General features: G+C 28.2%; 26 protein-coding genes. 4 read left to right on the forward strand and 22 right to left on the reverse strand.

From position 1 onward, the window contains the following. The first annotated feature begins 349 nt into the window (after positions 1 to 349). Positions 350 to 889 (forward strand): spore protease YyaC, encoded by a 540-nt coding sequence (gene yyaC / locus KQI36_RS12340; RefSeq protein ID WP_010293775.1) that lies wholly within the window; start codon positions 350 to 352, stop codon positions 887 to 889. A 66-nt stretch (positions 890 to 955) separates the two neighbouring features. Here yyaC and mreB read toward each other — a convergent pair whose 3' ends face one another. The 19 genes from mreB to KQI36_RS12435 form a co-directional block, all read right to left on the reverse strand. Then, positions 956 to 1,984 (reverse strand): rod shape-determining protein, encoded by a 1,029-nt coding sequence (gene mreB, locus KQI36_RS12345; protein WP_010293776.1) that lies wholly within the window; start codon positions 1,982 to 1,984, stop codon positions 956 to 958. 93 nt (positions 1,985 to 2,077) lie between these two features. Further along, a complete protein-coding gene (spoIIID, locus tag KQI36_RS12350) occupies positions 2,078 to 2,332 on the reverse strand; it encodes a sporulation transcriptional regulator SpoIIID (RefSeq protein ID WP_010293777.1) in 255 nt (84 codons plus the stop codon). A 113-nt stretch (positions 2,333 to 2,445) separates the two neighbouring features. Further along, positions 2,446 to 3,171 (reverse strand): M23 family metallopeptidase, encoded by a 726-nt coding sequence (locus KQI36_RS12355; protein WP_010293780.1) that lies wholly within the window; start codon positions 3,169 to 3,171, stop codon positions 2,446 to 2,448. 258 nt (positions 3,172 to 3,429) lie between these two features. Then, positions 3,430 to 4,536 (reverse strand): stage II sporulation protein D, encoded by a 1,107-nt coding sequence (spoIID, locus tag KQI36_RS12360; protein ID WP_216451136.1) that lies wholly within the window; start codon positions 4,534 to 4,536, stop codon positions 3,430 to 3,432. A 220-nt stretch (positions 4,537 to 4,756) separates the two neighbouring features. Beyond that, positions 4,757 to 6,025, reverse strand: coding sequence for a UDP-N-acetylglucosamine 1-carboxyvinyltransferase (gene murA, locus KQI36_RS12365; protein ID WP_010293782.1), 1,269 nt, complete (start codon positions 6,023 to 6,025; stop codon positions 4,757 to 4,759). A 26-nt stretch (positions 6,026 to 6,051) separates the two neighbouring features. Next, positions 6,052 to 6,741: a hypothetical protein gene (locus KQI36_RS12370; RefSeq protein ID WP_216451137.1), complete on the reverse strand. Its 690-nt coding sequence runs from the start codon at positions 6,739 to 6,741 to the stop codon at positions 6,052 to 6,054. A gap of 506 nt (positions 6,742 to 7,247) precedes the next feature. Further along, a complete protein-coding gene (locus KQI36_RS12375) occupies positions 7,248 to 7,448 on the reverse strand; it encodes a hypothetical protein (protein ID WP_216451138.1) in 201 nt (66 codons plus the stop codon). Positions 7,449 to 7,606: 158 nt separating this feature from the next. Next, entirely contained in the window at positions 7,607 to 7,999 is a 393-nt protein-coding gene (locus tag KQI36_RS12380; RefSeq protein ID WP_010293785.1) for a F0F1 ATP synthase subunit epsilon, read from the reverse strand. A gap of 198 nt (positions 8,000 to 8,197) precedes the next feature. After that, a complete protein-coding gene (gene atpD, locus KQI36_RS12385) occupies positions 8,198 to 9,592 on the reverse strand; it encodes a F0F1 ATP synthase subunit beta (RefSeq protein ID WP_216451139.1) in 1,395 nt (464 codons plus the stop codon). A 26-nt stretch (positions 9,593 to 9,618) separates the two neighbouring features. Continuing rightward, the gene (gene atpG / locus KQI36_RS12390) at positions 9,619 to 10,470 is read right to left on the reverse strand and encodes an ATP synthase F1 subunit gamma (protein WP_010293787.1); all 852 of its coding nucleotides are present in this window, start codon (positions 10,468 to 10,470) and stop codon (positions 9,619 to 9,621) included. A 10-nt stretch (positions 10,471 to 10,480) separates the two neighbouring features. Continuing rightward, positions 10,481 to 11,995, reverse strand: a complete 1,515-nt coding sequence (atpA, locus tag KQI36_RS12395) for a F0F1 ATP synthase subunit alpha (RefSeq protein ID WP_010293788.1) — start codon at positions 11,993 to 11,995, stop codon at positions 10,481 to 10,483. A gap of 92 nt (positions 11,996 to 12,087) precedes the next feature. Continuing rightward, positions 12,088 to 12,876 (reverse strand): F0F1 ATP synthase subunit delta, encoded by a 789-nt coding sequence (locus KQI36_RS12400; RefSeq protein ID WP_010293790.1) that lies wholly within the window; start codon positions 12,874 to 12,876, stop codon positions 12,088 to 12,090. Between the two features lies 1 nt (position 12,877). Then, positions 12,878 to 13,357: a F0F1 ATP synthase subunit B gene (locus KQI36_RS12405; RefSeq protein ID WP_216451140.1), complete on the reverse strand. Its 480-nt coding sequence runs from the start codon at positions 13,355 to 13,357 to the stop codon at positions 12,878 to 12,880. Between the two features lie 65 nt (positions 13,358 to 13,422). Then, positions 13,423 to 13,665: an ATP synthase F0 subunit C gene (gene atpE, locus KQI36_RS12410; RefSeq protein ID WP_010293792.1), complete on the reverse strand. Its 243-nt coding sequence runs from the start codon at positions 13,663 to 13,665 to the stop codon at positions 13,423 to 13,425. A 30-nt stretch (positions 13,666 to 13,695) separates the two neighbouring features. Then, a complete protein-coding gene (locus KQI36_RS12415; RefSeq protein ID WP_216451141.1) occupies positions 13,696 to 14,376 on the reverse strand; it encodes a F0F1 ATP synthase subunit A in 681 nt (226 codons plus the stop codon). A gap of 17 nt (positions 14,377 to 14,393) precedes the next feature. Next, on the reverse strand, positions 14,394 to 14,759 hold the full coding sequence (locus KQI36_RS12420) for an ATP synthase subunit I (RefSeq protein ID WP_010293794.1): 366 nt from the start codon (positions 14,757 to 14,759) through the stop codon (positions 14,394 to 14,396). A gap of 324 nt (positions 14,760 to 15,083) precedes the next feature. Then, the gene (locus tag KQI36_RS12425) at positions 15,084 to 15,275 is read right to left on the reverse strand and encodes a hypothetical protein (RefSeq protein WP_216451142.1); all 192 of its coding nucleotides are present in this window, start codon (positions 15,273 to 15,275) and stop codon (positions 15,084 to 15,086) included. A 329-nt stretch (positions 15,276 to 15,604) separates the two neighbouring features. Next, positions 15,605 to 16,639, reverse strand: coding sequence for a glycosyltransferase family 4 protein (locus KQI36_RS12430; RefSeq protein ID WP_216451143.1), 1,035 nt, complete (start codon positions 16,637 to 16,639; stop codon positions 15,605 to 15,607). 22 nt (positions 16,640 to 16,661) lie between these two features. Continuing rightward, on the reverse strand, positions 16,662 to 17,150 hold the full coding sequence (locus KQI36_RS12435; protein ID WP_216451144.1) for a deoxycytidylate deaminase: 489 nt from the start codon (positions 17,148 to 17,150) through the stop codon (positions 16,662 to 16,664). A gap of 486 nt (positions 17,151 to 17,636) precedes the next feature. On the opposite strand from KQI36_RS12435, the gene KQI36_RS12440 reads away from it, so the two are divergent. After that, a complete protein-coding gene (locus tag KQI36_RS12440) occupies positions 17,637 to 18,338 on the forward strand; it encodes a Crp/Fnr family transcriptional regulator (RefSeq protein ID WP_216451145.1) in 702 nt (233 codons plus the stop codon). Between the two features lie 154 nt (positions 18,339 to 18,492). Then, positions 18,493 to 19,041 (forward strand): NADH peroxidase, encoded by a 549-nt coding sequence (locus KQI36_RS12445; RefSeq protein ID WP_010293799.1) that lies wholly within the window; start codon positions 18,493 to 18,495, stop codon positions 19,039 to 19,041. Positions 19,042 to 19,088: 47 nt separating this feature from the next. On the opposite strand, the gene KQI36_RS12450 is transcribed toward KQI36_RS12445, so the two are convergent. Then, positions 19,089 to 19,778 carry a radical SAM protein gene (locus KQI36_RS12450; RefSeq protein WP_216451146.1) on the reverse strand — a complete coding sequence of 230 codons (690 nt, stop codon included), beginning with the start codon at positions 19,776 to 19,778 and terminating at the stop codon, positions 19,089 to 19,091. Positions 19,779 to 20,185: 407 nt separating this feature from the next. On the opposite strand from KQI36_RS12450, the gene KQI36_RS12455 reads away from it, so the two are divergent. Beyond that, on the forward strand, positions 20,186 to 20,641 hold the full coding sequence (locus tag KQI36_RS12455) for a MarR family transcriptional regulator (RefSeq protein WP_216451147.1): 456 nt from the start codon (positions 20,186 to 20,188) through the stop codon (positions 20,639 to 20,641). A gap of 67 nt (positions 20,642 to 20,708) precedes the next feature. Here KQI36_RS12455 and KQI36_RS12460 read toward each other — a convergent pair whose 3' ends face one another. Beyond that, positions 20,709 to 21,554: an ABC transporter permease gene (locus tag KQI36_RS12460; protein ID WP_216451148.1), complete on the reverse strand. Its 846-nt coding sequence runs from the start codon at positions 21,552 to 21,554 to the stop codon at positions 20,709 to 20,711. Then, on the reverse strand, positions 21,547 to 22,506 hold the full coding sequence (locus tag KQI36_RS12465) for an ABC transporter permease (protein ID WP_216451149.1): 960 nt from the start codon (positions 22,504 to 22,506) through the stop codon (positions 21,547 to 21,549). Before KQI36_RS12465 ends, KQI36_RS12460 begins: the two co-directional genes overlap by 8 nt. Positions 22,507 to 22,557 lie beyond the last annotated feature (51 nt).

Raw genomic sequence — 22,557 nt, forward strand, 5'->3', positions numbered from 1 at the left:
TATAAATTATAGTACACAAAATTATTATACATGAATATATTTTTTTTATAATTATCACTCCCATTTAATATTATGAACATAAAAAATTTTATATATACTTAATTATTAACAAATCCAAAGACTCATATTCAAATGTATACTTACATAAAAAATATTTTTATTTTTTTCTAAATGTTTATAATCACATTCTGTTTTTTTGCATATATATTATTAAGCGCATTTTTCATATTTTTACATTTATACAAATATTATAGAAGATAATAATTAAATTTTATTTTGTATAAATCAATTTTAAGTTGATACTTAAATTTCTTTAAAATGAATCACAATTCTCTAGGAGGTGCAATCAGTGACTAAAATTAAAACCCATTATAAAAATCCCCTAGCTTATTACAACTTAGCTACTTTTATTAAAGATTATTTAGATGAAGATACTATTATTATATGTATAGGTACAGATAGATGCATAGGCGATTGTTTAGGTCCACTAGTTGGAACCTGTTTAAAAGAAAATTTTTTCCCTTTACCTGTTTATGGAACAATTTCTGATCCTATACATGCATTAAACTTAGAAAATAAGTTGAATGAAATTAAACTTAAACATCCTAATTCAAAAATAATAGGAATTGATGCTTGTCTTGGACCACATTCAAGTATAGGTGAAATACAAGCAAGGGACTTTTCCATAAACCCTGGCAAAGGTGTCGGAAAATTACTTCCACCAGTAGGAGATATGTCTTTAATCGGAATTATAGATTCTAGTGATGATACGGAATTATTTACAAATAGAAATATAAGATTAAACCTAATTATGCAATTATCTAAGGTTATAACAAAGGCTCTTTTGCATTCATATTACTTAGCTTTTGATAACTCATCTTTTATTTAAATTTCCCATAATTTTAAATAATAAAATGACACAGTAAAAAACTGTGTCATTTTATCAATCAAATTATTAATAAAAAGATAGGTCTTGTCCTCCAAAGGAATCACCCATTTTATCTATAAATTCTAATGCTTTTCCTGTTCCTATTGCAACACATGAAACAGAATTTTCAGCTACATATACTGGTACCTTTGTATAGTCTTGTACTAATTTATCTAGACCATCTAAAAGTGCTCCTCCACCAGTCATAACTATGCCTTTTTCAGCAATATCTGCTGCTAATTCTGGTGGTGTTTTTTCTAGTACAGCATGAGTACACTCCGCAATTGAAGCTACTGCTTCTCTTAAAGCTTCTCTCATTTCTGTAGAATTAACAGTTATATTTTTAGGAAGACCTGTAATTAAATCTCTTCCTCTTATATCCATGTCAATTTCTTCATCTTTTTTATAAGCTGATCCTATGTTTATCTTTAAATCTTCAGCAGTTCTCTCACCTATCATTAATTTGTGTTTTTTTCTTATGTATTTAATTATAGCATCATCAAAATTATCTCCTGCTACTTTAATAGATTCTCTAACTACCATTCCACCTAAAGATATAACAGCTATATCTGTAGTTCCTCCACCAATATCTATTACCATATTTCCACTAGCTTTAGAAATATCAAGTCCTGCTCCTATAGCTGCTGCTAATGGTTCCTCTATTAGATAGACTTTTTTAGCTCCTGCATTTCTTGCTGCATCTTCAACAGCTCTTCTCTCAACTTCTGTAGATTCACATGGAACACATACTACAACTCTTGGTGCTGCTTTCTTATTTCCACATGCTTTTTTTATAAAATGTTCAAGCATTTTTTCTGTAACATCATAATCTGAAATAACACCATTTCTTAAAGGACGTATAGCAACTATATTTCCTGGAGTTCTTCCTATCATTTTTCTAGCTTCTTCTCCAACTGCTAATACCTTATTTGCATTTTTTTCAATTGCTACAACTGAAGGCTCTTTTAATATAACGCCTTTTCCTTTCATATAAACAAGGACTGTAGCTGTTCCTAAATCTATACCCATGTCTGTTCCCATACCGAAAAAAAACATACTTTAATTCACTCCTGCTCTTTCGTATTTTAACTAAAAGTTTAGCTTTAAACTAAATAACTCTTATATTGTCTAATTATAATACGAAAGGCTTTATCCTTCAATTGTTTTATATTTCATCTGTGTAGCTTTTCCACCTCTGATGTGTCTTTCTGCCTTATTTAAATCCAATACATTTTTAGCTTCTTCTGCAATTTGAGCATTGATTTTAGGTAATCTTTCGGTCATATCCTTGTGTATAGTACTTTTACTTACACCAAATACAGTTGCTGTTTTTCTTATAGTTTCTTGTGATTCAATTATATATCTTGCAACTTGCAATACTCTTTCTTCAATGTAGTCTTTCAACGTGTTGCCTCCTTAATCCTTATATATTTATAAATATGCTTATATTTCCACATAAATTACTTATGTATAAGCCATTCTCTGAATAATTCAGAAAATGGCTTTAATAATACTAACTATTTTTTATAATTCACATATTTACTAGGATCTATGTTTTCACCATCTTTTAAAACTTCAAAATGTAAGTGAGAACCATATTCTTCATATGCAAATGTAGTTGTGTTTCCAACTTTACCAATTTCTTGAGAAGCCTTTACTGAATCTCCTTTTTTTACAGCTACTTTTTCTTGCAGATTAGAATATTTACTTACAATTCCATTTTGATGATCTATTTCAACATATGTTCCTTCTGATGAAGTATCTACATTTTTAATAACACCATTCATCATTGCAACTACAGGTGTACCTTCTTCAACTTTTACATCTATACCAAAGTGTGGTCTATAATCCTTAGTTGAAGACATGTAAACAGGGTCTTCTGTGTATGAACGAGCTAAACTTCCATCTACTGGTTTAACTGATTCACTATCTGTTGCATTTGAAACTGATTGACTTTCTGCATTTTTTTGAACTTGTACTTCTGGAACTGCTTTAAGCTCATCTTTTTTTACTTGTAATGCATCATTATAAGTTTTAGGTTCTACAGTTGCTCCATTAGTTTGTTTGTCCTCTTTTGTTTCTTTATTTGTCTTTTGCTCCATTGCTGGTAATTGCGCTACATCTTTTTTATCCTTAGATGTTGTTAATATTGTTACTGTTGCTACTGCACATAGGCAAACAAATAAAATTACATAAAATCCTTCCTTTTTAAAAAATTGTTTAAATTTTGTTTTCTTATCCATAAAAACACCTCCACTAGTATTGTTGTCCTATCTTTTTAAGTTAATTCACTTTTCTTATTATTTTTTCTCGTTTTTTTTCGACTTTTTTCTTATATGTTTTTAAAAATAAAGAACTCATGGTAACCATGAGTTCTTATGGACTTTCAGATTCTAACTTAAAATTTATATATCTATTAAACATGAACTTTTTTAATTATATAAACTATATACTAGTAGATGCTTATGAAATAATTCTTTCTTAATTCCTTATTATTTATATTATTTTTTATTTATTTGTTCCAAAGTTATTCCTGTATAATAATGCTGTAATATATCCTTATAGGATTTCCCTTCACTAGCCATATTATTAGCTCCCCATTGACTCATTCCTACTCCATGACCAAATCCTGTACAGCTTATTTCCATGTCATTATCTAAATAGTTTATTTCAAAATTAGCTGAATTTAAGCCATAAAGACTTCTAAATTTAGGTCCACTAATAGTTACTGTTCCTAATTTTATACTCTTTATACTTCCACCATCAGTTCTTTCTAAAATTGTTATTTGATCTTTTATATTATTCAATGTCATATTTGCATTATACTGACTATTAGCTTTTTCAATAAAATCTGCATAGGAAATTGAGACTACACTTTTATATCTTGGCGCATTCTCTTCACCTTTACTTTCAACACTTCTTAAATATGGTAGTGCATTTACAAAAACATCTTCTGAATTTTCAGTTTTGCCACTACTGGTAGAAAAGTAGTATGCTCCACTAGCAAGCTTTCCCTGATAAGCTAGCACCTGTCCCTTTGTAGCATTTACAGCTTCCTCTACTTTTTTCCAATTACTTTCACCTTTAACGCCCCACATCTGGATTTTCTCTTCTTTGCTTAAATATACTTGACAATGAGTTGTATCACAAAGATCTGATCCATTCCCTTTACTACATCCACCACCTATAGCTTTTGTATGGGCTACTGTATATGTTCTAGCAGCTACTGCTTGAGCTTTCAGTGCTTCTATCTCAAAATTTATTGGCATTTCACTACTTATAACGCCTTTAACATATTCTTCTATAGGTAGTTCAACCACCTTATCTTGCTTTGTTAAATAAACCTTAACTTTATCTATCTTTATATCCTCTACTAAGTTTTTTTCAGCCACTTTATTCTTCTTTATATCTCGTTTACCAATTTCAAAAGAACTAATATTATTATTTTTTTCTTTAATATTACCCCCTAATATAAAATAAGTAGACCCAAGTAAAAACATAACTCCTAGTGCTACAAATGTTAAAACTGATATTATCTGCGATGCCATTTTTTCACTTATACCTACACTATGAGTATTCAACTTAATTTTATTTTTAAAATTTCTCATTTTATCCTCCTCTCGTTTCGTAAGTTAAAACTTTAAATAATAGGCTATTTGTTCTTTTTATTCAAAGTTTATTAAGAAGAGTTATCAAATATAACATATTTTTTAAAATATTTTTATAAATTCAAAATTAAACTTATTTATAGTTATTTTTTAGAGTTTCAAATTAATTTTTAAAACAAAAAATAGTCACTCATAAAATTTGAGTAACTATCTTTTAAAATTAAATTTCTTCTTCTATATTTATTCTTTTAATATCAGCACCTAATTTTTGAAATTTCTTTTCAATTTCAACATACCCTCTATCTATATGGTATATATCTGCTATTGTGGTTTTTCCCTTTGCACACAATCCTGCTAATATTAGACAAGCTCCTGCCCTTAAGTCTGTTGCTTTGACTTCTGCACCTGTTAAAGATTTTACACCTTCCACAACTGCACATCTTCCATCTATTTTTATATTTGCACCCATCCTTACAAGTTCTCTTACATGCATAAACCTATTTTCAAAGATAGTCTCAGTTATCATACTAGTACCCTTAACAACGCTTAATAGACTCATCATTTGAGCTTGCATATCTGTAGGAAATCCAGGATATGGCATAGTTTTTATATCTATTGGTTTTAAATCTGCACTTCCATCTATAACAATAGTATTTTTACTTGCTTCTATCTTTACTCCCATTTCCTTCATTTTTGCTATTACTGGTTTTAAATATTCTTCATTTACATTAGTTAATTTTATTTTACTTTTAGTTATTGCTGCTGCAATCATAAATGTTCCTGCTTCTATCCTATCAAAAATAGGAGTATATTCTGTTCCAATAAGCTTATCTACTCCGACTATTCTTATGGTATCTGTGCCTTCTCCATAAATTTTTGCGCCCATACTCTTTAAAAAATTTGCAAGATCTATTATTTCTGGTTCTTCTGCTGCATTTTCAATTATAGTTTCACCTTCAGCTAGTGACGCAGCCATCATTATATTTTCAGTAGCTCCTACTGATGGAAAATCTAAATATATTTTTGCACCTTTAAGTTTATCTGCTTTAGCTTCAACAAATCCATGTTCTGTTATAATATCTGCTCCTAATGCAGTTAATCCTTTCAAGTGTAAATCTATAGGTCTTGACCCTATATTACATCCTCCTGGCAAAGATATCTTAAAGTATCCGAACCTTGCAAGCATAGCACCCATAATCAAAAATGATGCCCTCATTTTTCTTACTAACTCATTACTAACTTCTTCTAATTCTAAATTTCTAGTATCTATTTCTACTTTATTATCTTTTCTTAAAATTATCTTAGCATTTAAAGATTGTAGGACTTCATAAAGAACATTAACATCTTCTAATTTAGGAATATTATTAAAAATACAAACGCTATCACTTAATATAGTTGATGCAAGTATTGGTAATACTGAATTTTTAGCTGAACTAATCTCTACTTCGCCATTTAATCTTTTGCCACCTTTTATAATAAACTTTTCCATGTTATTCCTCCATAAATAGTGCTATTTTAAAAAGCTACAGTTATTTCTGGGGTTCCTATTATTAAATAATTTTCTTTGCTGTATTTCATAATAGCAAACTGAAAATCAATTTTTTTTCTAAAGATTTCTTTTGAATTATACATCTTAGTATTGCAAATAGTACTAAATCCATTCTCTAAAGGCACCGTTTCTAAATCTGTAGCCCCATTTTCATCTAAAAAATCTACTATATGCTTATTTAGCAAATTGCAATCTTCACCATTAAAATTAGATTTTACATATAAATACTGATTTATATGCTTTTCATTTTTAAATGTGGCCTTTGTTAAATTCTTTAGAAAATCTAAATTATTATATTTTGTCTTTTGGCTAACTGTCATTTTTATCATATTATCTTTATAATCAATTTTTTCTATAATTACATTAAGATTATCAATTTTAACTTCTATATAATTATTATAATTTTTAACAATTACTTTTTCTTTATCATAACCATAAAAACTTATACTTTTCTTTAATTCTTCACAATAACTATTTATATCTTTTTTTTCTTTAAATATAGTTTCAACTCCAACTTCAATAATTTCTGCTTTAGATATATTTAAAACTTCACCAATTATATCTCTTTTTTCTATAGCCTTTGAGCTTATTGAATTTAAACAAACCAATATAAAAATCATAAAAAGTGCTATAAGCTTTTTTAAAAATTTCTCCATAATTACCCCTCCACTTTTAAAAGTATTGACAATAATTACTGCTTTATACACTGGTTTGTCACAGATATACGTTATTAATTTTTTAAATTAGAAATAAGATAACATAATTGGTTATTATAGATTACATGTTTATAACTTATATACACTTATATCTATAATCTTTTATGTTATCCTAATTAATATAGTGAAACATGCTTTAATTTTAACTTGCCTAAATTTTTAATTACAATTATGAAATTAGTGATTTTTAAGCATACATTCACTATTAAGGGTGTTCAAAATTTACAATACATAAGCCAAAACATAATTTTAAAACATTATACAATAAACTAAATAAATATATAGATTATAACTAAAGTTATAATTTAATTTCTTTATAAATTTATAGAAATTTTGAATATATATTATTAATATATATTTTTTTCCTGTTTTTGTGCATATTAGTGTTTTTTTTACAATATATACATCTAAAAATAATGCTATCTTGATTAAAGATAGCATTATTTTTATGTAAACATAGATGAAAATGGGGCTACTTCTTTTAAAGTATCTATTGCCTTTTCTAACTGTAAATATTCTTTTCCATCTATATTAACTGTATTATCTTTGAATGTCTTAACAGTTTGGTTATATTGATTAACTAAATTTACTTTTGATGCATCGGATATTCTAATGTTTTTATTTGGATTTTCAGTTTTATTATTCATTTTTATTCCTCCTAACATAATATAATTTTCTATTAAATTATATTGTTATTATGCTTATAAAGTATTTACTTTATCCTTAATATTTGTTAAGTTATTATTCCACCTTTTCTATTTATTGAAAAAAAAATCGCCTTTAAATTTATTTAAAGGCGATTTCTTTATAAGTTTAATCTTAATAAAGATCTTTTAAGAGCTAATTCAGCTCTTTTTACATCTATTTCATTTTTATTTTTAAGTCTATCTTCTGCTCTCTTTTTAGCTGATTGAGCCCTCTCTTTATCTATGTCTTCAGGCCATTCAGCAGCATTACATAAAATAGTTACTTCATTTTTTCTAACTTTAATAACTCCACTTGATGTAAAGCACTTATATTCTTTACCATTTACATCTTGAAAGTTAGCTATAGTTGGAATAACCTCGGATACCATAGCCATATGATTTGGTAATATACCAAATTTACCATCACTACTTTCTGAGTTCAACTTTACAACATTACCATTATAAAGTTCTTTATCTGGGGTTACTATTATAAGCTTAAAACTATTTTCCATAATATAACCGTCATTGTAAAACGTTAAAATTTAATCATTTTACTTCCTAATTCATCAAGTCCATCTTATTATATAAATAAAATGAATGGTCTGACTTTCCAAAGGCTTAAACTCCCCGCTTTAACAGGTACTAATCAATACTTCATTGCTTATTGGACGGAATCCTTTCTATAAATATTGACCATAATTATATAGAATTTATTCTGATAAAGTTTTAGCTTTTTCTATAGCTTCTTCTATTGTTCCAACAAATAAGAATGCTGCTTCTGGAAGAGCATCATGCTTACCTTCTAATATCTCTTTGAATCCTTTTATAGTTTCTTTTAATGTTACATATTTTCCTTTTATTCCAGTAAACTGTTCACCAACTGTAAAAGGTTGAGATAAGAATCTTTGTACTTTTCTCGCTCTACTAACTACTATCTTATCTTCATCAGAAAGTTCGTCTACACCTAATATTGCTATAATATCTTGTAACTCTTTATATCTTTCTAATATATGTTTAACTTTAGTTGCTACATCATAATGCTCTTCTCCTATAATTCTTGGGTCTAGCATTCTTGATGATGATTCTAAAGGATCAACTGCTGGGTATATACCCAACTCAACTATAGCTCTTGATAAAACTGTAGTTGCATCTAAGTGAGCAAATGTAGTTGCTGGTGCTGGGTCTGTTAAATCGTCTGCTGGAACGTAAACAGCTTGAACAGATGTTATAGAACCATTTTTAGTAGAAGTTATTCTCTCCTGTAATGCTCCCATCTCTGTTGCAAGTGTTGGTTGATATCCAACGGCACTTGGTATTCTTCCAAGTAATGCTGATACTTCAGATCCTGCTTGAGTAAATCTAAATATGTTATCTATGAATAATAACACATCTTGACCTTGGTCTCTGAAATACTCTGACATTGTAAGTCCTGTTAAAGCAACTCTCATTCTAGCTCCTGGAGACTCATTCATCTGACCAAATACAAGAGCTGTTTTATCTATAACTCCTGAATCTTTCATTTCATGATAAAGGTCATTACCTTCTCTTGTTCTTTCTCCAACTCCTGTAAATACAGAAAGTCCTCCATGTTGCTTAGCTATGTTATTTATAAGCTCTTGGATTAAAACTGTTTTACCAACTCCAGCTCCACCAAATAGACCTATTTTTCCACCACGTTGATATGGTGCTAAAAGATCTATTACTTTTATTCCTGTTTCAAATACTTCTGGCTCCACTGATTGTTCTTCAAATGAAGGAGCTGATCTATGAATTGTATATAGGTTTTGTGCTTCAAAGTTACCTTCTTCGTCTATAGGTTTTCCTAATACGTTAAATAATCTTCCTAAAACTGAATCTCCTACTGGTACTTGTATTGCCTTTCCAGTATCTACAGCTTTAAGTCCTCTTTTTAATCCTTCAGTGTTTTCCATAGCAATTGTTCTTACTATATCATCACCTATATGTTGTTCTACTTCAGCTATTATAGTTCTTCCATCCATTTTTATCTCTATAGCATTGTATATATTTGGAAGTGAACCCGCTTCAAACTTTATATCTATAACCGGTCCTATAATTTGTACAACGGTTCCTATTTTTTGTGACATATTATCTCCCTCCAATCTAACTAATTCTAGTTTTGTGCTTCTGCTCCACCTACTATTTCCGAAATTTCCTGTGTTATAGCACTCTGTCTTATTCTATTATATTTCAAGTTAAGTTTTTCTAACAAATCATCAGAATTTTTTGTAGCACCTTCCATAGCTTCCATTCTATAACTTTGTTCACTACATTTTGCGTGAATCATAGAATTTAATATCTTACTTGTAAAATATAAATTCACTACATTATCAAATAATATATCTGATTCATTTTCAAATTCTGCTTTTGATTCAATATTACTAAATTTACTCTTATCTATAGGTAATAATTGTTCAACTTCAATTTGCTTCTTTAATTGAGAAATAAATTTTGCATAAACAATATTCACTTCTGAAACTTCACCTTTTCTAAACATTTCAAATGCATCATTATATACAGTAGAAGCTTCTTTAGTAGTTGGAAGATCGCCAACTTCTACATACTCGGCCATAGTCTCTAGTTTGTATCTTTTAGCAAACGATCTTCCTTTCTCTCCTACCATTAAAATAAGAGCATTTTCTCTATCATTTCGAGTAATTTCTGCAACATGAGAAATCATAGAACTGTTAAAGGAGCCACATAAACCCATATCGGAGGTAAGCACAATATATAACTTCTTGGAACTTTTATTGCTTTTGGTATAAATATTTTCCTCTTCATAACTATTAACTACTTCTGCAAATACATCTTCACATTGCTTAAAATAATCATTATTTGAAGATAATTTTTCCCTAACTTTTCTTAATTTTGAGGTAGAAACTAAGCCTAATGCCTTTGTTATTTTCTTGGTATTATTTATAGACTTAATTCTTCTCTTTATCTCAACAAGTCCTGCTGCGCCCATTTTCTCACCTCTATAGTTCTACTAAAAATTTTTGTTTAAACTCCTTTATGCCCTCTACAAGCTTTTCTTCTATTTCACTATCTAATTGCTTTCTTTCTTTAATTAGATCTGGAACCTCTTTATGATAAGTATTCATAAACTCTAAGAATTGTTTTTCAAATAATCTTATCTTAGATACTGGTATATCCATTATATGTTCATTTACACCAGCATATAAAATCATTATTTGATCTTCAACTGCCATTGGTACATATTGATCTTGTTTTAATATTTCTATTAATCTCTTACCTTTTTCAAGTCTTTTTTTAGTATCCTTATCAAGGTCAGATCCAAACTGTGCGAAAGATGCAAGCTCTCTGTATTGAGCAAGTTCTATTCTTAAAGTACCAGTTACTTGTTTCATAGCTTTGATTTGAGCACTTCCACCAACCCTTGAAACAGATATACCTGCATTAACTGCTGGTCTTTGTCCTGAATGGAATAAATCCGCCTCTAAGAATATCTGTCCATCTGTAATGGATATTACATTTGTTGGTATATATGCAGTTACGTCTCCTGCTAATGTTTCAATTATAGGAAGCGCTGTTAATGAACCTGCACCTAATTTATCAGAAAGTTTTGCTGCTCTTTCAAGTAATCTTGAATGAAGATAGAAAACATCTCCTGGATATGCTTCTCTTCCTGGTGGTCTACGAAGTAATAGTGACATTGTTCTATAAGCTACTGCGTGTTTAGACAAGTCATCATATACTATTAATACGTCTTTTCCTTGATGCATAAAGTGTTCACCCATACTACAACCAGCAAATGGTGCTAAGTATTGTAATGGTGCTGACTCAGAAGCACTAGCTGATACAACTATTGTATAATCTAAAGCTCCCATTTCTTCTAATGTATTAACAATATGAGCTACTGTTGACTGTTTTTGTCCTATAGCTACATATATACAAATTACATCTTTTCCTCTTTGATTTAAGATAGAATCTAAAGCTAATGCTGTTTTACCTGTTTGTCTATCTCCAATTATTAACTCTCTTTGTCCTTTTCCTATTGGAATCATTGTGTCAATTGCCTTTATTCCTGTTTGCATAGGTTGTTTTACTGATTGACGTTCAATAACTCCTGGTGCATTAACCTCAACTGGTCTATGAGATTCTGCATTTATTGGACCTTTTCCATCTATTGGATTTCCTAATGGATCAACTACTCTTCCTAGTAAATCAGCTCCAACTGGAACTTCAACTACTCTTCCAGTTCTATTTACTATATCTCCTTCTTTTATGCCCTCTTCTGACCCAAGCAAAACACAGCCTACATTGTCTTGTTCTAGGTTTAAAGCCATTCCATAAACATTGTTTGGGAATTCTAAAAGTTCACCTTCAAGACAATCATCTAAACCATAAACTCTAGCTATTCCATCACCTATTTGGATAATTGTTCCCGCGTCTACAGTATTTATTTTATTTTCATACTTCTCTAATTCTTTTTTTAGTATAGACGTTATTTCTCCTGGTTTTATATGCATATTCTCACCTCAATCCTGTATAAAGATGCCTTTATAAATTTTATAAATTCTTGCTATCTTCATAGTATTTATCTTTATGGTAAATTTGCTATTTAGCCATTCATGTTTCTTCTTAGTTCTATAAGTTTACCTTTTACTGTTACATCTATAACATCATCACCAACAGTTATATAAACTCCACCTAAGATTTTTTTATCTATGCTTTCTTCTATTATAAAATCTCTATTATAATAGTTTTTAAGCTTCTTTATTATTTGCTCTTTCTGTTCTTCATTTAATGGTTGAACAGTCTTAACCTTAGCAACTAATGGCTTGAATTTCTCACTAACATCTACTTTAATGTCTTTTCTTTCTTGCATTAGTTGTTTCATAGATTCCATTCTTCTTTTTATAGAGCCATCAATAACATCATCACCAATTTTTACGACCATTCCACCTAACAAACTCTCATCAATTTCTTCTAAAAGTACAATATCTTTTTTATATTTATTTTTTAATTTTACTTTTAAAGCCTCTCTTTGGTCATCCGTTAATGGAATTGTAGTCTTTACTTTAGCTTCTAACATATTATGACGCTCAAAGTAAATTAACCTAAATTGATTATATTTTTCTTTCAGATATAAAATTCTATCTTTATCTATTAAAAGAATTAAAAAACCTAATAACTCAGGACTAACTTGATCTTCAAAAAGCCTTTTGAATATTGCCTTTTTTTCAGCTCGATGTATTTGAGGATGCTCTATTATTTTCATTAGTTCTTCGCTTTGCTCCATACTCTCTACAATGCTATTTAAGTCCTCTAGAGTTTCTTCTAAAATTCCAGCCTTTTCGCAAACGTCGTATAAAGCCTGTGCGTATCTTCTGTCAAGAAATTCATACATATTAATTACCTACCTTAGAAATAAACTCATCAATAAGTCTTCTATGTTCATCCTCATCAATTTTCTTTTCTAATGCTTTTTCTGCTAAGTTTAATGATAAATCAACAACTTGTGTTTTCATTTCATCTTCAGCTTTACGTTTTTCTCTAGCAATTTCTTGTTTAGTTCTAGAACGTAAAACATCACACTCTTTCTTAGCTTCAGCTATTATATCTGCTGAAACTCTTTCAGCCTTCTCTTTATAAGCGTCAACTAATTTTTGTCCTTCATCTTTGTATTCTTTAATTCTTTCTTCTTGTTCTATTCTTAAGCTTTCAATTTTAGCTTCTTCTGACTTAGCATGATTTAACGCTGTTTCTACTTCGTCTCTTCTGCCATCAACCATAGCCATTGTTGGCTTATATATAAACTTTTTAATTATTAGAAAGAATATAAAAAAATTAATAATCGCTGCCGCAATCACACTTGGATTTATATCCATATGCTATCCTAACGTTGAAATAGTTAGGATTTTCACCTACCCTTCCTATTTTTTTTGTTAGTATATTAGCCTACTTTAAATACTAATAATAATGCTATAAGGAAACCATATATTGCTGTAACTTCTGAGAACGCTGCACCAACTATTAATGCGTTCATTATTTTACCACTAGCATCTGGTTGTTTTGCTATAGACTCAACAGCTTTTCCTGCTGCATTTCCTGTTCCTATACCTCCACCTATAACTGATAATGCTGCTATTCCTGCTCCTAATGCTGACATTCCTGCGATAAATGCTCCTGATTCCATAATAATAATCCTCCTTAAAATTCATATGTTTTAGTGTTCTGATATTGTTTTGATATTTATCATTGTTAACATTACAAATATTAATGTTTGTACTGCTCCATCAAATAAATCGAAGTAAAAATGGAACGGTATTGGTATACCTATAGTGGCTACAAAACCTAATTTACCTAGTGCACTATATATAAGATCTATAATTACAGTTCCTGCAAATACATTACCAAAAAGTCTTAAACTTAATGATACTGGTAACATTATTCTTTCAACTATATTTATTGGAAGTAACACTGGTATTGGTCTTGCATACCCTTTAAAGTATCCTAATACTCCATTTTTCTTAATAGTATAAATTTGTATAACGAAGAAAGTAATTGCTGCTAATCCAAAGGTTACACTCAACTCTGATGTTGGTGGTTTTATGCCAAACATACCTACCATATTTAATGAAAGTATATATATAGCTAATGCAAATATATATGGCGCAAAACCTTCTTTGCCTTCCCCCATGTTTTCTAGGACAATGCTGTTGATTTTTAAAACTGCAACCTCAACTGCCGCTTGGATTTTTCCAGGAATTTTTTTCATATTAGCTTTATATAAAATTCCTAAAATTAAAGCTATACCTATAATGACCCACTGAACTACCATGCTCATTGTAATATCTATTGGGAATCCAAAAATATTATAGGTAACTATCGGTAAAACTTCTTCCATAATAACACCCCTTTCTTTTATTTGTTTTTATACTTATTACCATATAATATAAAAGAAATAAACTGTAAGCTATAGCCTACTATAAATAGAATAAAACCACTTGTTGTATTCCTAATAATAAGTATAGATATTATTACTACTATTATTACCCTAATAAGTTTGCTAATCATAAGTACACTTTGCAGATTGTTATTATCTTCTGATAGAAATTTATTTAATGAAACTGTGTTTATAACTAAATTTATAAATGCTATAGATAATCCTGATGTAAAAAATAAAATTCTCTCACCTATTATAAAGTACCCTATTATAGTTACTGTTATTAATAATAATAAATCATATTTAAATATACTTTTTAAAAGCAACTTATTTTCTTTATGCAACTTCATTTCCTCGTTTCAATATTTTAATTACATTATAAGATTATATGCCTGGTGCTCATATAAATAAACAACCCAATTTCACTGTATTCCTTGATATTTAATAGTGTACCTTAGTTGTTTGAAAATATTTATTTTTTAATGTGTTTTACTCTTTTTATCTCACTTTTACTACAGTATTAAATATTTTCCAGAACTCTAATTCATTTTTTTAACTTATTAAATTTTTTTTTAAAAAATAAATAAATGGTTATGAATAACTTCTTTATTTTTTATTCACTATTAATGATAAATGTATATTCTTAACTGGTTATTTTGAAATAATTTTTATTTAAAATTTCTTTTTTCAGCAAATTCTAAATAATTATTTTTCTGTATTTTCTGTATTTTGAATTGTTTTTTATGAACAAAGTCACTATTTGTTATATTAAACATTATTCCATCTATTGTCAATGTTTTTATGAATCTAGACTCATCTTTATGAAACACTGATTTATCTAGCATGAAATAATATGACATTTTTCTTCTTTTTATGACATGACTATATAGGCATGAAATAATATTTTTTTATTAATTCATAAATTACCGTCAGTGGATTCATTGATTTGGAGTTAATTTAAAATTCAAATTCACAGTTCTCATGAAAGTAAATCGTTTTCTTCTATATATTCCTCATTTTTTTATACCAACAATAATAAATATTGTCTCTTTTAATTATTTTTTCACTAATCTCATTGAAATATTCTTCTTTTATAATAAAATCATTATTTTTTAAAATATCTTTCAAAATAATAAAATACACCTTAAATATTTTAAGATGCATTTAATCATATATTTTATTAAAAACCTTAATTATTTTTATCTTCTTTTAATAATCCAACTTTCCAAGCTATAAAAGTAATAGTAATAACAACTGTAGCAAGTAAAAAATAAGACTTTTTATTACTTAATTGCATAGCTATTATTGCGATGCCTCCAAGTATAGCATTTATTAAATATATTATTATTACAGCTTGTTTTTGATTTAATCCCAAAGCTAATAATCTATGATGAAGATGCCCATTATCACCTTGCATTATAGGTTTCCCACTGGCCTTTCTTCTTATAACTGCAAACAATGTATCATATATAGGAAGTCCCAATGCTAATAAAGGAACAGCTATAACCAATGCTGTAGCAGATTTTATAGCTCCATTTATAGATATTGCAGCAAGTAAAAATCCTAACAATTGAGATCCTGTATCTCCCATAAATATACTTGCCGGATTAAAATTATATGGTAAAAACCCCATTATAGATCCTGCTAATATAGCCGTTAAAAAAACTGCATCAACTCTTCCATTTATAAAAGATACTATCATTAAAGTTAATGATGATATTATCCCAACACCAGCAGCAAGGCCATCTAAACCATCTATTAAATTAAAGGCATTTGTAATTCCAATGACCCAAATAATAGTTAATGGTATTCCTATAAATCCTAAATTAATATAATCTTCACCTATATATAGCGGATTAGTTATAAAATTAACCCTCAATCCGAAAACTACAAGTATAATAGCTGCTATACCTTGAAATATTAATTTGTATTTAGGTCTTAACTCTTTAACATCATCTATAACTCCACCTAAGACAATCACACTAGCACCTAGTATAAGGCCCAAATCATCCATAGAAAATTGCTCTTTGTTTATTATTACACCTAAAATGAAAGCTATATATATAGCTACCCCCCCCATGCGAGGTATAGGTTTTTTATGTATTCTTCTGTCATCATCTGGAACATCAATTGCCCCCAATTTTATAGCCATCCTTTTTACAATAGGAGTTATCCATGCTGAAATTATAGCAGCTAAAACCATTAATAGAAAAACTTTAATCATACTCAACCTTCCTAGTCCGCTTTTAGTAAGAAATATCATCAGTTAAAGAATCATCATTTTCTATCCATTCTTTAACTTTAACTTCTCTATAAAAAGTATTTGTGTCCCTTATTATAACATTTTCTATACCAGCATTTATTATAAATCTTTTACAAAGTGTGCATGGAGATGCATTTTTCACTAACTCACCTGTATTATATTCTTTTCCAACTAAATATAGAGTAGAACCTATCATATCATGTCTTCTTGCTGATATAATCGCATTTTGTTCTGCATGTACAGACCTGCAAATTTCATACCTTGTTCCTCTTGGTACATTTAATTCTTCTCTTTTACAATGCCCTATATCACTACAATTTTTTCTCCCTCTCGGGGCCCCGGTATAACCTGTTGCCATTATTTCATCATTTTTAACTATTATTGCTGCAAAATTTCTTCTTAAGCAAGTTCCTCTCTCTAAAACAGTTTCACATATATCTAAGTAATAATTATGCTTATCTATTCTGTTCATATACTAACCTCTCTTTTAATCACTGTTTATAACTTGATTTTTCTACTGTAAAATTTATTTTATCATTTATCATTCCTTATCTATTATATAGAATAAAAAAATAGTAAGCAAATAATATCAGTAATTATACGTGGACACTATATAAATTTAACTTATATGTTAAAATTTATATATCTTTATAACTAATTAATATTTCTTTGTTTCTAAACTTAAATTTTTCACTTATTCAAAACATAAATTAGATTTTCATACTATCGCTAATTTTTATAAGTAGTTTTTAAAGCACATAATTTATCATGATTTTATAAATAATAAGTTAATAAAATTTCATTTTCTTGACTTTTATACCTTAGTTATATTAAATTTTTTTATTATAGGGATATAATTTTATACTTAATTATAAAAGTAAAATTCAAACCATGTTTTGTAACAATAATGATATTTTTCTTATTTATAATATCTAATACTATAGTTAGGAATGATTACATGATAAATTTTTATGCACAAGTTCTAAAAAAATCTATTCTTTTCAAAAACTTATCAGAAACTGAAATTGTTGATTTAATTAAAAATTTAAATTATACAATATATGATAAATGTAAAAACTGTTTTAAATGCAAAAGTTGTGTTATAGCTTTAGAAGGAGATCCTTGCACTAGTTTAGCCGTTGTTTTATCTGGTAAAGTTGAAATTCAAAAGCATTATTCTAATGGTAAAGTAGTTTCTCTTAGTACACTTTATCCAGGAAACGCTTTTGGTGAAGCTATACTATTTTCCAAAGAACACAATTATCCTTCAACAGTTGTAGCCTATAAAAATACTGAGATTATTTATTTTTCAAAAGAAGATGTATTATTGATGTGTAGATTAAATCAAACTATTTTAAAAAATTTTATGGAAGTTTTATCTTCTAAAATAATAATGTTAAATAAAAAAGTCACAATTCTTTCATTGGAAAATTTAAGGCAAAAAATTTGTTTTTTTATAATGGAAGAATATAAAAAACAAGATACTTTAAAACTTTCATTAAATATGTCTAAAAAAATACTTTCTGAACATTTAGGAGTGCAGCGCCCTTCTCTATCTAGAGAGCTAATAAATATGAAAAATGAGGGCATAATTAATTTCGATAGAAAATTTATTGAAATATTAAATTTAGAAGAAATTAAGTATATATTAGGAAATTAAATTAAATTTCTAAAAATTTTAATAAAAATAATAATTTTCTATTGATAATTACTTTCCATTGTTATATAATAATGTCATAAGGAATTTGGAAAAAAATTATAAATGAAAATATAATACTTTAAAAATATTATTTAAATTCTAGGAGGGTTTTATTATGAAAAAATTTGTTTGTACTGTATGTGGATATATTCACGAAGGAGATTCAGCTCCAGAGTTTTGCCCTATTTGTAAAGCTCCAGCTGATAAATTTATAGAAAAACGTGAAGATGGAATGGCTTGGGCTGATGAACACAGAATAGGAATCGCTAAGGATATTGATGCTGAAGTTATAGAAGGATTAAGAGCTAACTTTATCGGCGAATGTACTGAAGTTGGTATGTATTTAGCTATGAGTCGTCAAGCAGATAGAGAAGGATATCCAGAAGTTGCTGAGGCTTATAAAAGAATAGCATTTGAAGAAGCTGAGCACGCTGCTAAATTTGCTGAAATTTTAGGAGAAGTTGTAGCTGCTGATACAAAAGCAAACTTACAAGCTAGAGTTGATGCTGAACACGGAGCATGTCAAGGTAAAAAAGATTTAGCTACACTTGCTAAAAAATTAAATTTAGATGCAATTCATGATACAGTTCATGAGATGTGTAAAGATGAGGCTAGACACGGTGCTGCTTTCAACGGATTATTAAATAGATACTTTGGAAAATAGTATATAGCAAAACAGTTTTAAGTTACATAACTTAAAACTGTTTTTTCTTATTCTCCTACACCAAAATCTGTGTTTTCAAAAAGAACTTCAACTCTAGAATCGCTTTGTAAATAACTATATTTTTTTTGAAACCAACTTATAAGTTTTTCATTTCTTTTTATATCTGTGGTATTTTCAATAAATATATTTACACAGCCTTTTGAAAAATATTTTAAAAGATACTCAATATCTTTATCTATCATTTCCTTTGTTTGCCCTTGTATGCCTACCAAAAGACATATAGATTCAAAATATTTTCTAACCTCTTTTGGTCCACTAAAAACAGCACCTTTTTTCAAAACTTTATTTCTAAAGTAATCATCAAAAGTTTCAATCCCACACTTAAATATTATTGGTATATTAAAAAACTCTCTAATTTCATCTAATCTATGTCTATAACTCCAATGACTTTCAAAAAATAATTTTTCTATATTCTTTTCCTCTACTATTTTTTTTATATCTTTTAGAGTTTCCATCGGAAGCTCGAATACACTTCCCGAGTTTATTACTTCTAATGCTTTTAATTCACCGGTAACATTTTTAAGAACTGCTTTATTTAACTTAATTAATTCTTTTTCATCTTCACCATTATCATGTATATAATCACAAAAAGCACACCTTCCCCAAACACACGGCTTACCTTTTAGAAGAACAATCTCTCTTTCATTTTTTCCTTCTATTAAATTATATCTATCCACGACTATCACTCCATTTTTTCTTTAGTATTTATTATTACTTTCATAGCTTTTTATTATTTTTAAATTAAAAGTTAACTTTAAATCCTCTAATAAGATAATTTCTTATTTTAATTTACACAACAAGTCTTTCTTTATCATTCCAACTCTATAATTATATCACTTATAAAACTTATAAAAAATCTTATAAATTATAAACAATTAAATATAAATTTATACACAAATCTGTTGATAAAATTTATACTAATTGTTTATAACTTTATATAAAAATCAATTCTTAAATCATTGATTTTATGTAATTTCTTGTAAAAAACATTGACATTTCATAATATAACAGTCACAATATAAATTGATACAAAATTTAATAAATTTATGATGCTTTTTAAAAATAAAAGTTAGGAGTAATTGTAATGGATGATAAAAATCTTACAGCTTTTGCAGAAGGTATACTTTCAATTTTTCCTATTTTTATGAAAAATTTTGGTAAAATAGATGACTTAGAAGAAAATCATTGTCTTCCTAATTCTCATAAAAATATCCTATGTCTTTTAGATACCTTTGGAATTTTAACAATGTCTAGTATATCTAAAAAACTATGTATCAATAAGTGTAATTTGACACCAATAATCAATAATCTTATAAACTTAGATTTAGTTTATAAAATTGTAGATAACGATGATAGAAGAATTTACAATATACAATTAACCAGTAAGGGTGAATGTTTTGTTGAAAATCAAAAGAATTTAACAATTTGTAAAATCAAAGAAAATTTATCTTCTTTTACAGAAGAGGAAATAGAAGATATGATTTATCATTTAAACAGCATAAAGAATATTTTATGTGATGTTAAATCTAGAGAAAAATAATTATTTACAACTTAAATAATTATAAAAAAGTACTTTAAAATAATTATTATTTTAAAGTACTTTTTTATTAATTATTACTTTCAGGTTCTAATCCCATCCTAAAAATATCACCTAATACATTAAAACTCATTACTATAATTAAGATTAACAGACCTGGAAATATTGCCAAGTATATTTGATCTCCCATTCTTGACTGTGCCTGCTGTAACATACTTCCTAATGATGACATTGGTTGTTGGACACCAAGACCTAAGAAACTAAGAGCAGATTCTGTTAATATTGCATCTGCTACATTTATACTTGATGCTACTATTACTGTAGAAAGCACATTAGGTATAATATGCCTTTTTAATATATCTTTATTCGAAGCACCTAAAGCCTTAGAACATAACACATAATCTCGTTCTTTTATAGATAATGCTTCTGAACGAACAATTCTTGCTATACCCATCCATCCAAATACACCTATTATTATTATTATATTTATTACACTAGGTCTTAAATAAGCATTAGCAATTAAAAGTAAAAAGAATAATGGTATACTCATAAGCATATCTATAAACCTCATAATTATAGAATCTACTTTCCCACCTATTAATCCACTTAAAGCTCCAACTAAAGTTCCAATAAATACTGATACTATCATAGACATTATTCCAACTACTAATGATACTCTCGTACCATACATAGCCCTAGTAAAATAATCCCTTCCTAACTCATCAGTTCCAAATATATGTTTCAAAGTTGGTCCTTCAAATTTTTGAACCAATTCTATTCTATTAGCATCATAAGGACTTAAAAATACAAACATCGAACATATTACTATAATAATTAATGATACCAAAGAAAACTTAGCTAATTTATTTTTTTTGAACTCTCTTTTTAATCTTTCCATGCATCCATTACTAAACATCTCTATCACCTCTACGCATTCTTGGATCTATAATAAGATAACATATATCTGCCAGCAAATTACCTATAAGAACCATTATTGACGTTAACATAGTCATAGCCATAATCATTGGATAATCTAACGCTTGAATAGAATTTACACCAAGTCTGCCCATTCCTGGCCACCCAAAGACTGTTTCAGTTATAAAAGCACCAGATACTAGTGACGGTAAACTCATACCTAATATTGTTACTATTGGTAAAAGAGAGTTTTTCATAACATGTTTGAATAAAACTTTATTACGTGGCAATCCTTTTGCCATAGCAGTAGTTATATAATCCTCTTTAAGTTGACCTATTGTACTAGATTTTACATATTTAGTTAAAACTGCTGTACTTGAAAAACTAAGAACAATAGTAGGAAGTATTCCATGTTTTATTATATCCCATGCAGATTCTATACCAATAGTCCTCATTCCAACACTTGGTAACCATCTAAGCTTTAAAGAAAATATAGTTATTAATATCATAGAAAACCAAAAACTCGGTATTGATATAGCAATGTAACTTAAAAAATTTACTATATTATCTAATAACTTATTTTTATGTAATGCTGTATATAGACCTAATGGAATAGATATTGCTACCGATAAAACAAGTGATGCCCCCATAAGTCCTAACGTTGGCAATATTCTTGAGGAAATTTCGCTAATTACTGGTTGCTTTGTTATTAATGAATATCCTAAATCTCCATTTAATGTTGTTTTAAGCCAAGAAAAGTATCTTATCATAACTGGTTGATCTAGTCCTAAGCTTGCTCTTATTAAATCAGCTTGTTCTTTTGACATTCTAGGTGTTATAAAACCTTGAGCTGGGTCACCAGGTGCTAAATTCATAAGCATAAATGATATAAAAGATATGAAAAACAACATAGGTATTGCTTGCGTAATTCTTTTTAAAATTTTTTTCTTCAAAACTTTCACTTCCTCACTAAAAAAGGCTCAAAAACCTAATGTATCATATAA

This window comes from Clostridium senegalense, from assembly GCF_018916625.1.
GTDB classification, from domain to species: domain Bacteria; phylum Bacillota; class Clostridia; order Clostridiales; family Clostridiaceae; genus Clostridium_J; species Clostridium_J senegalense.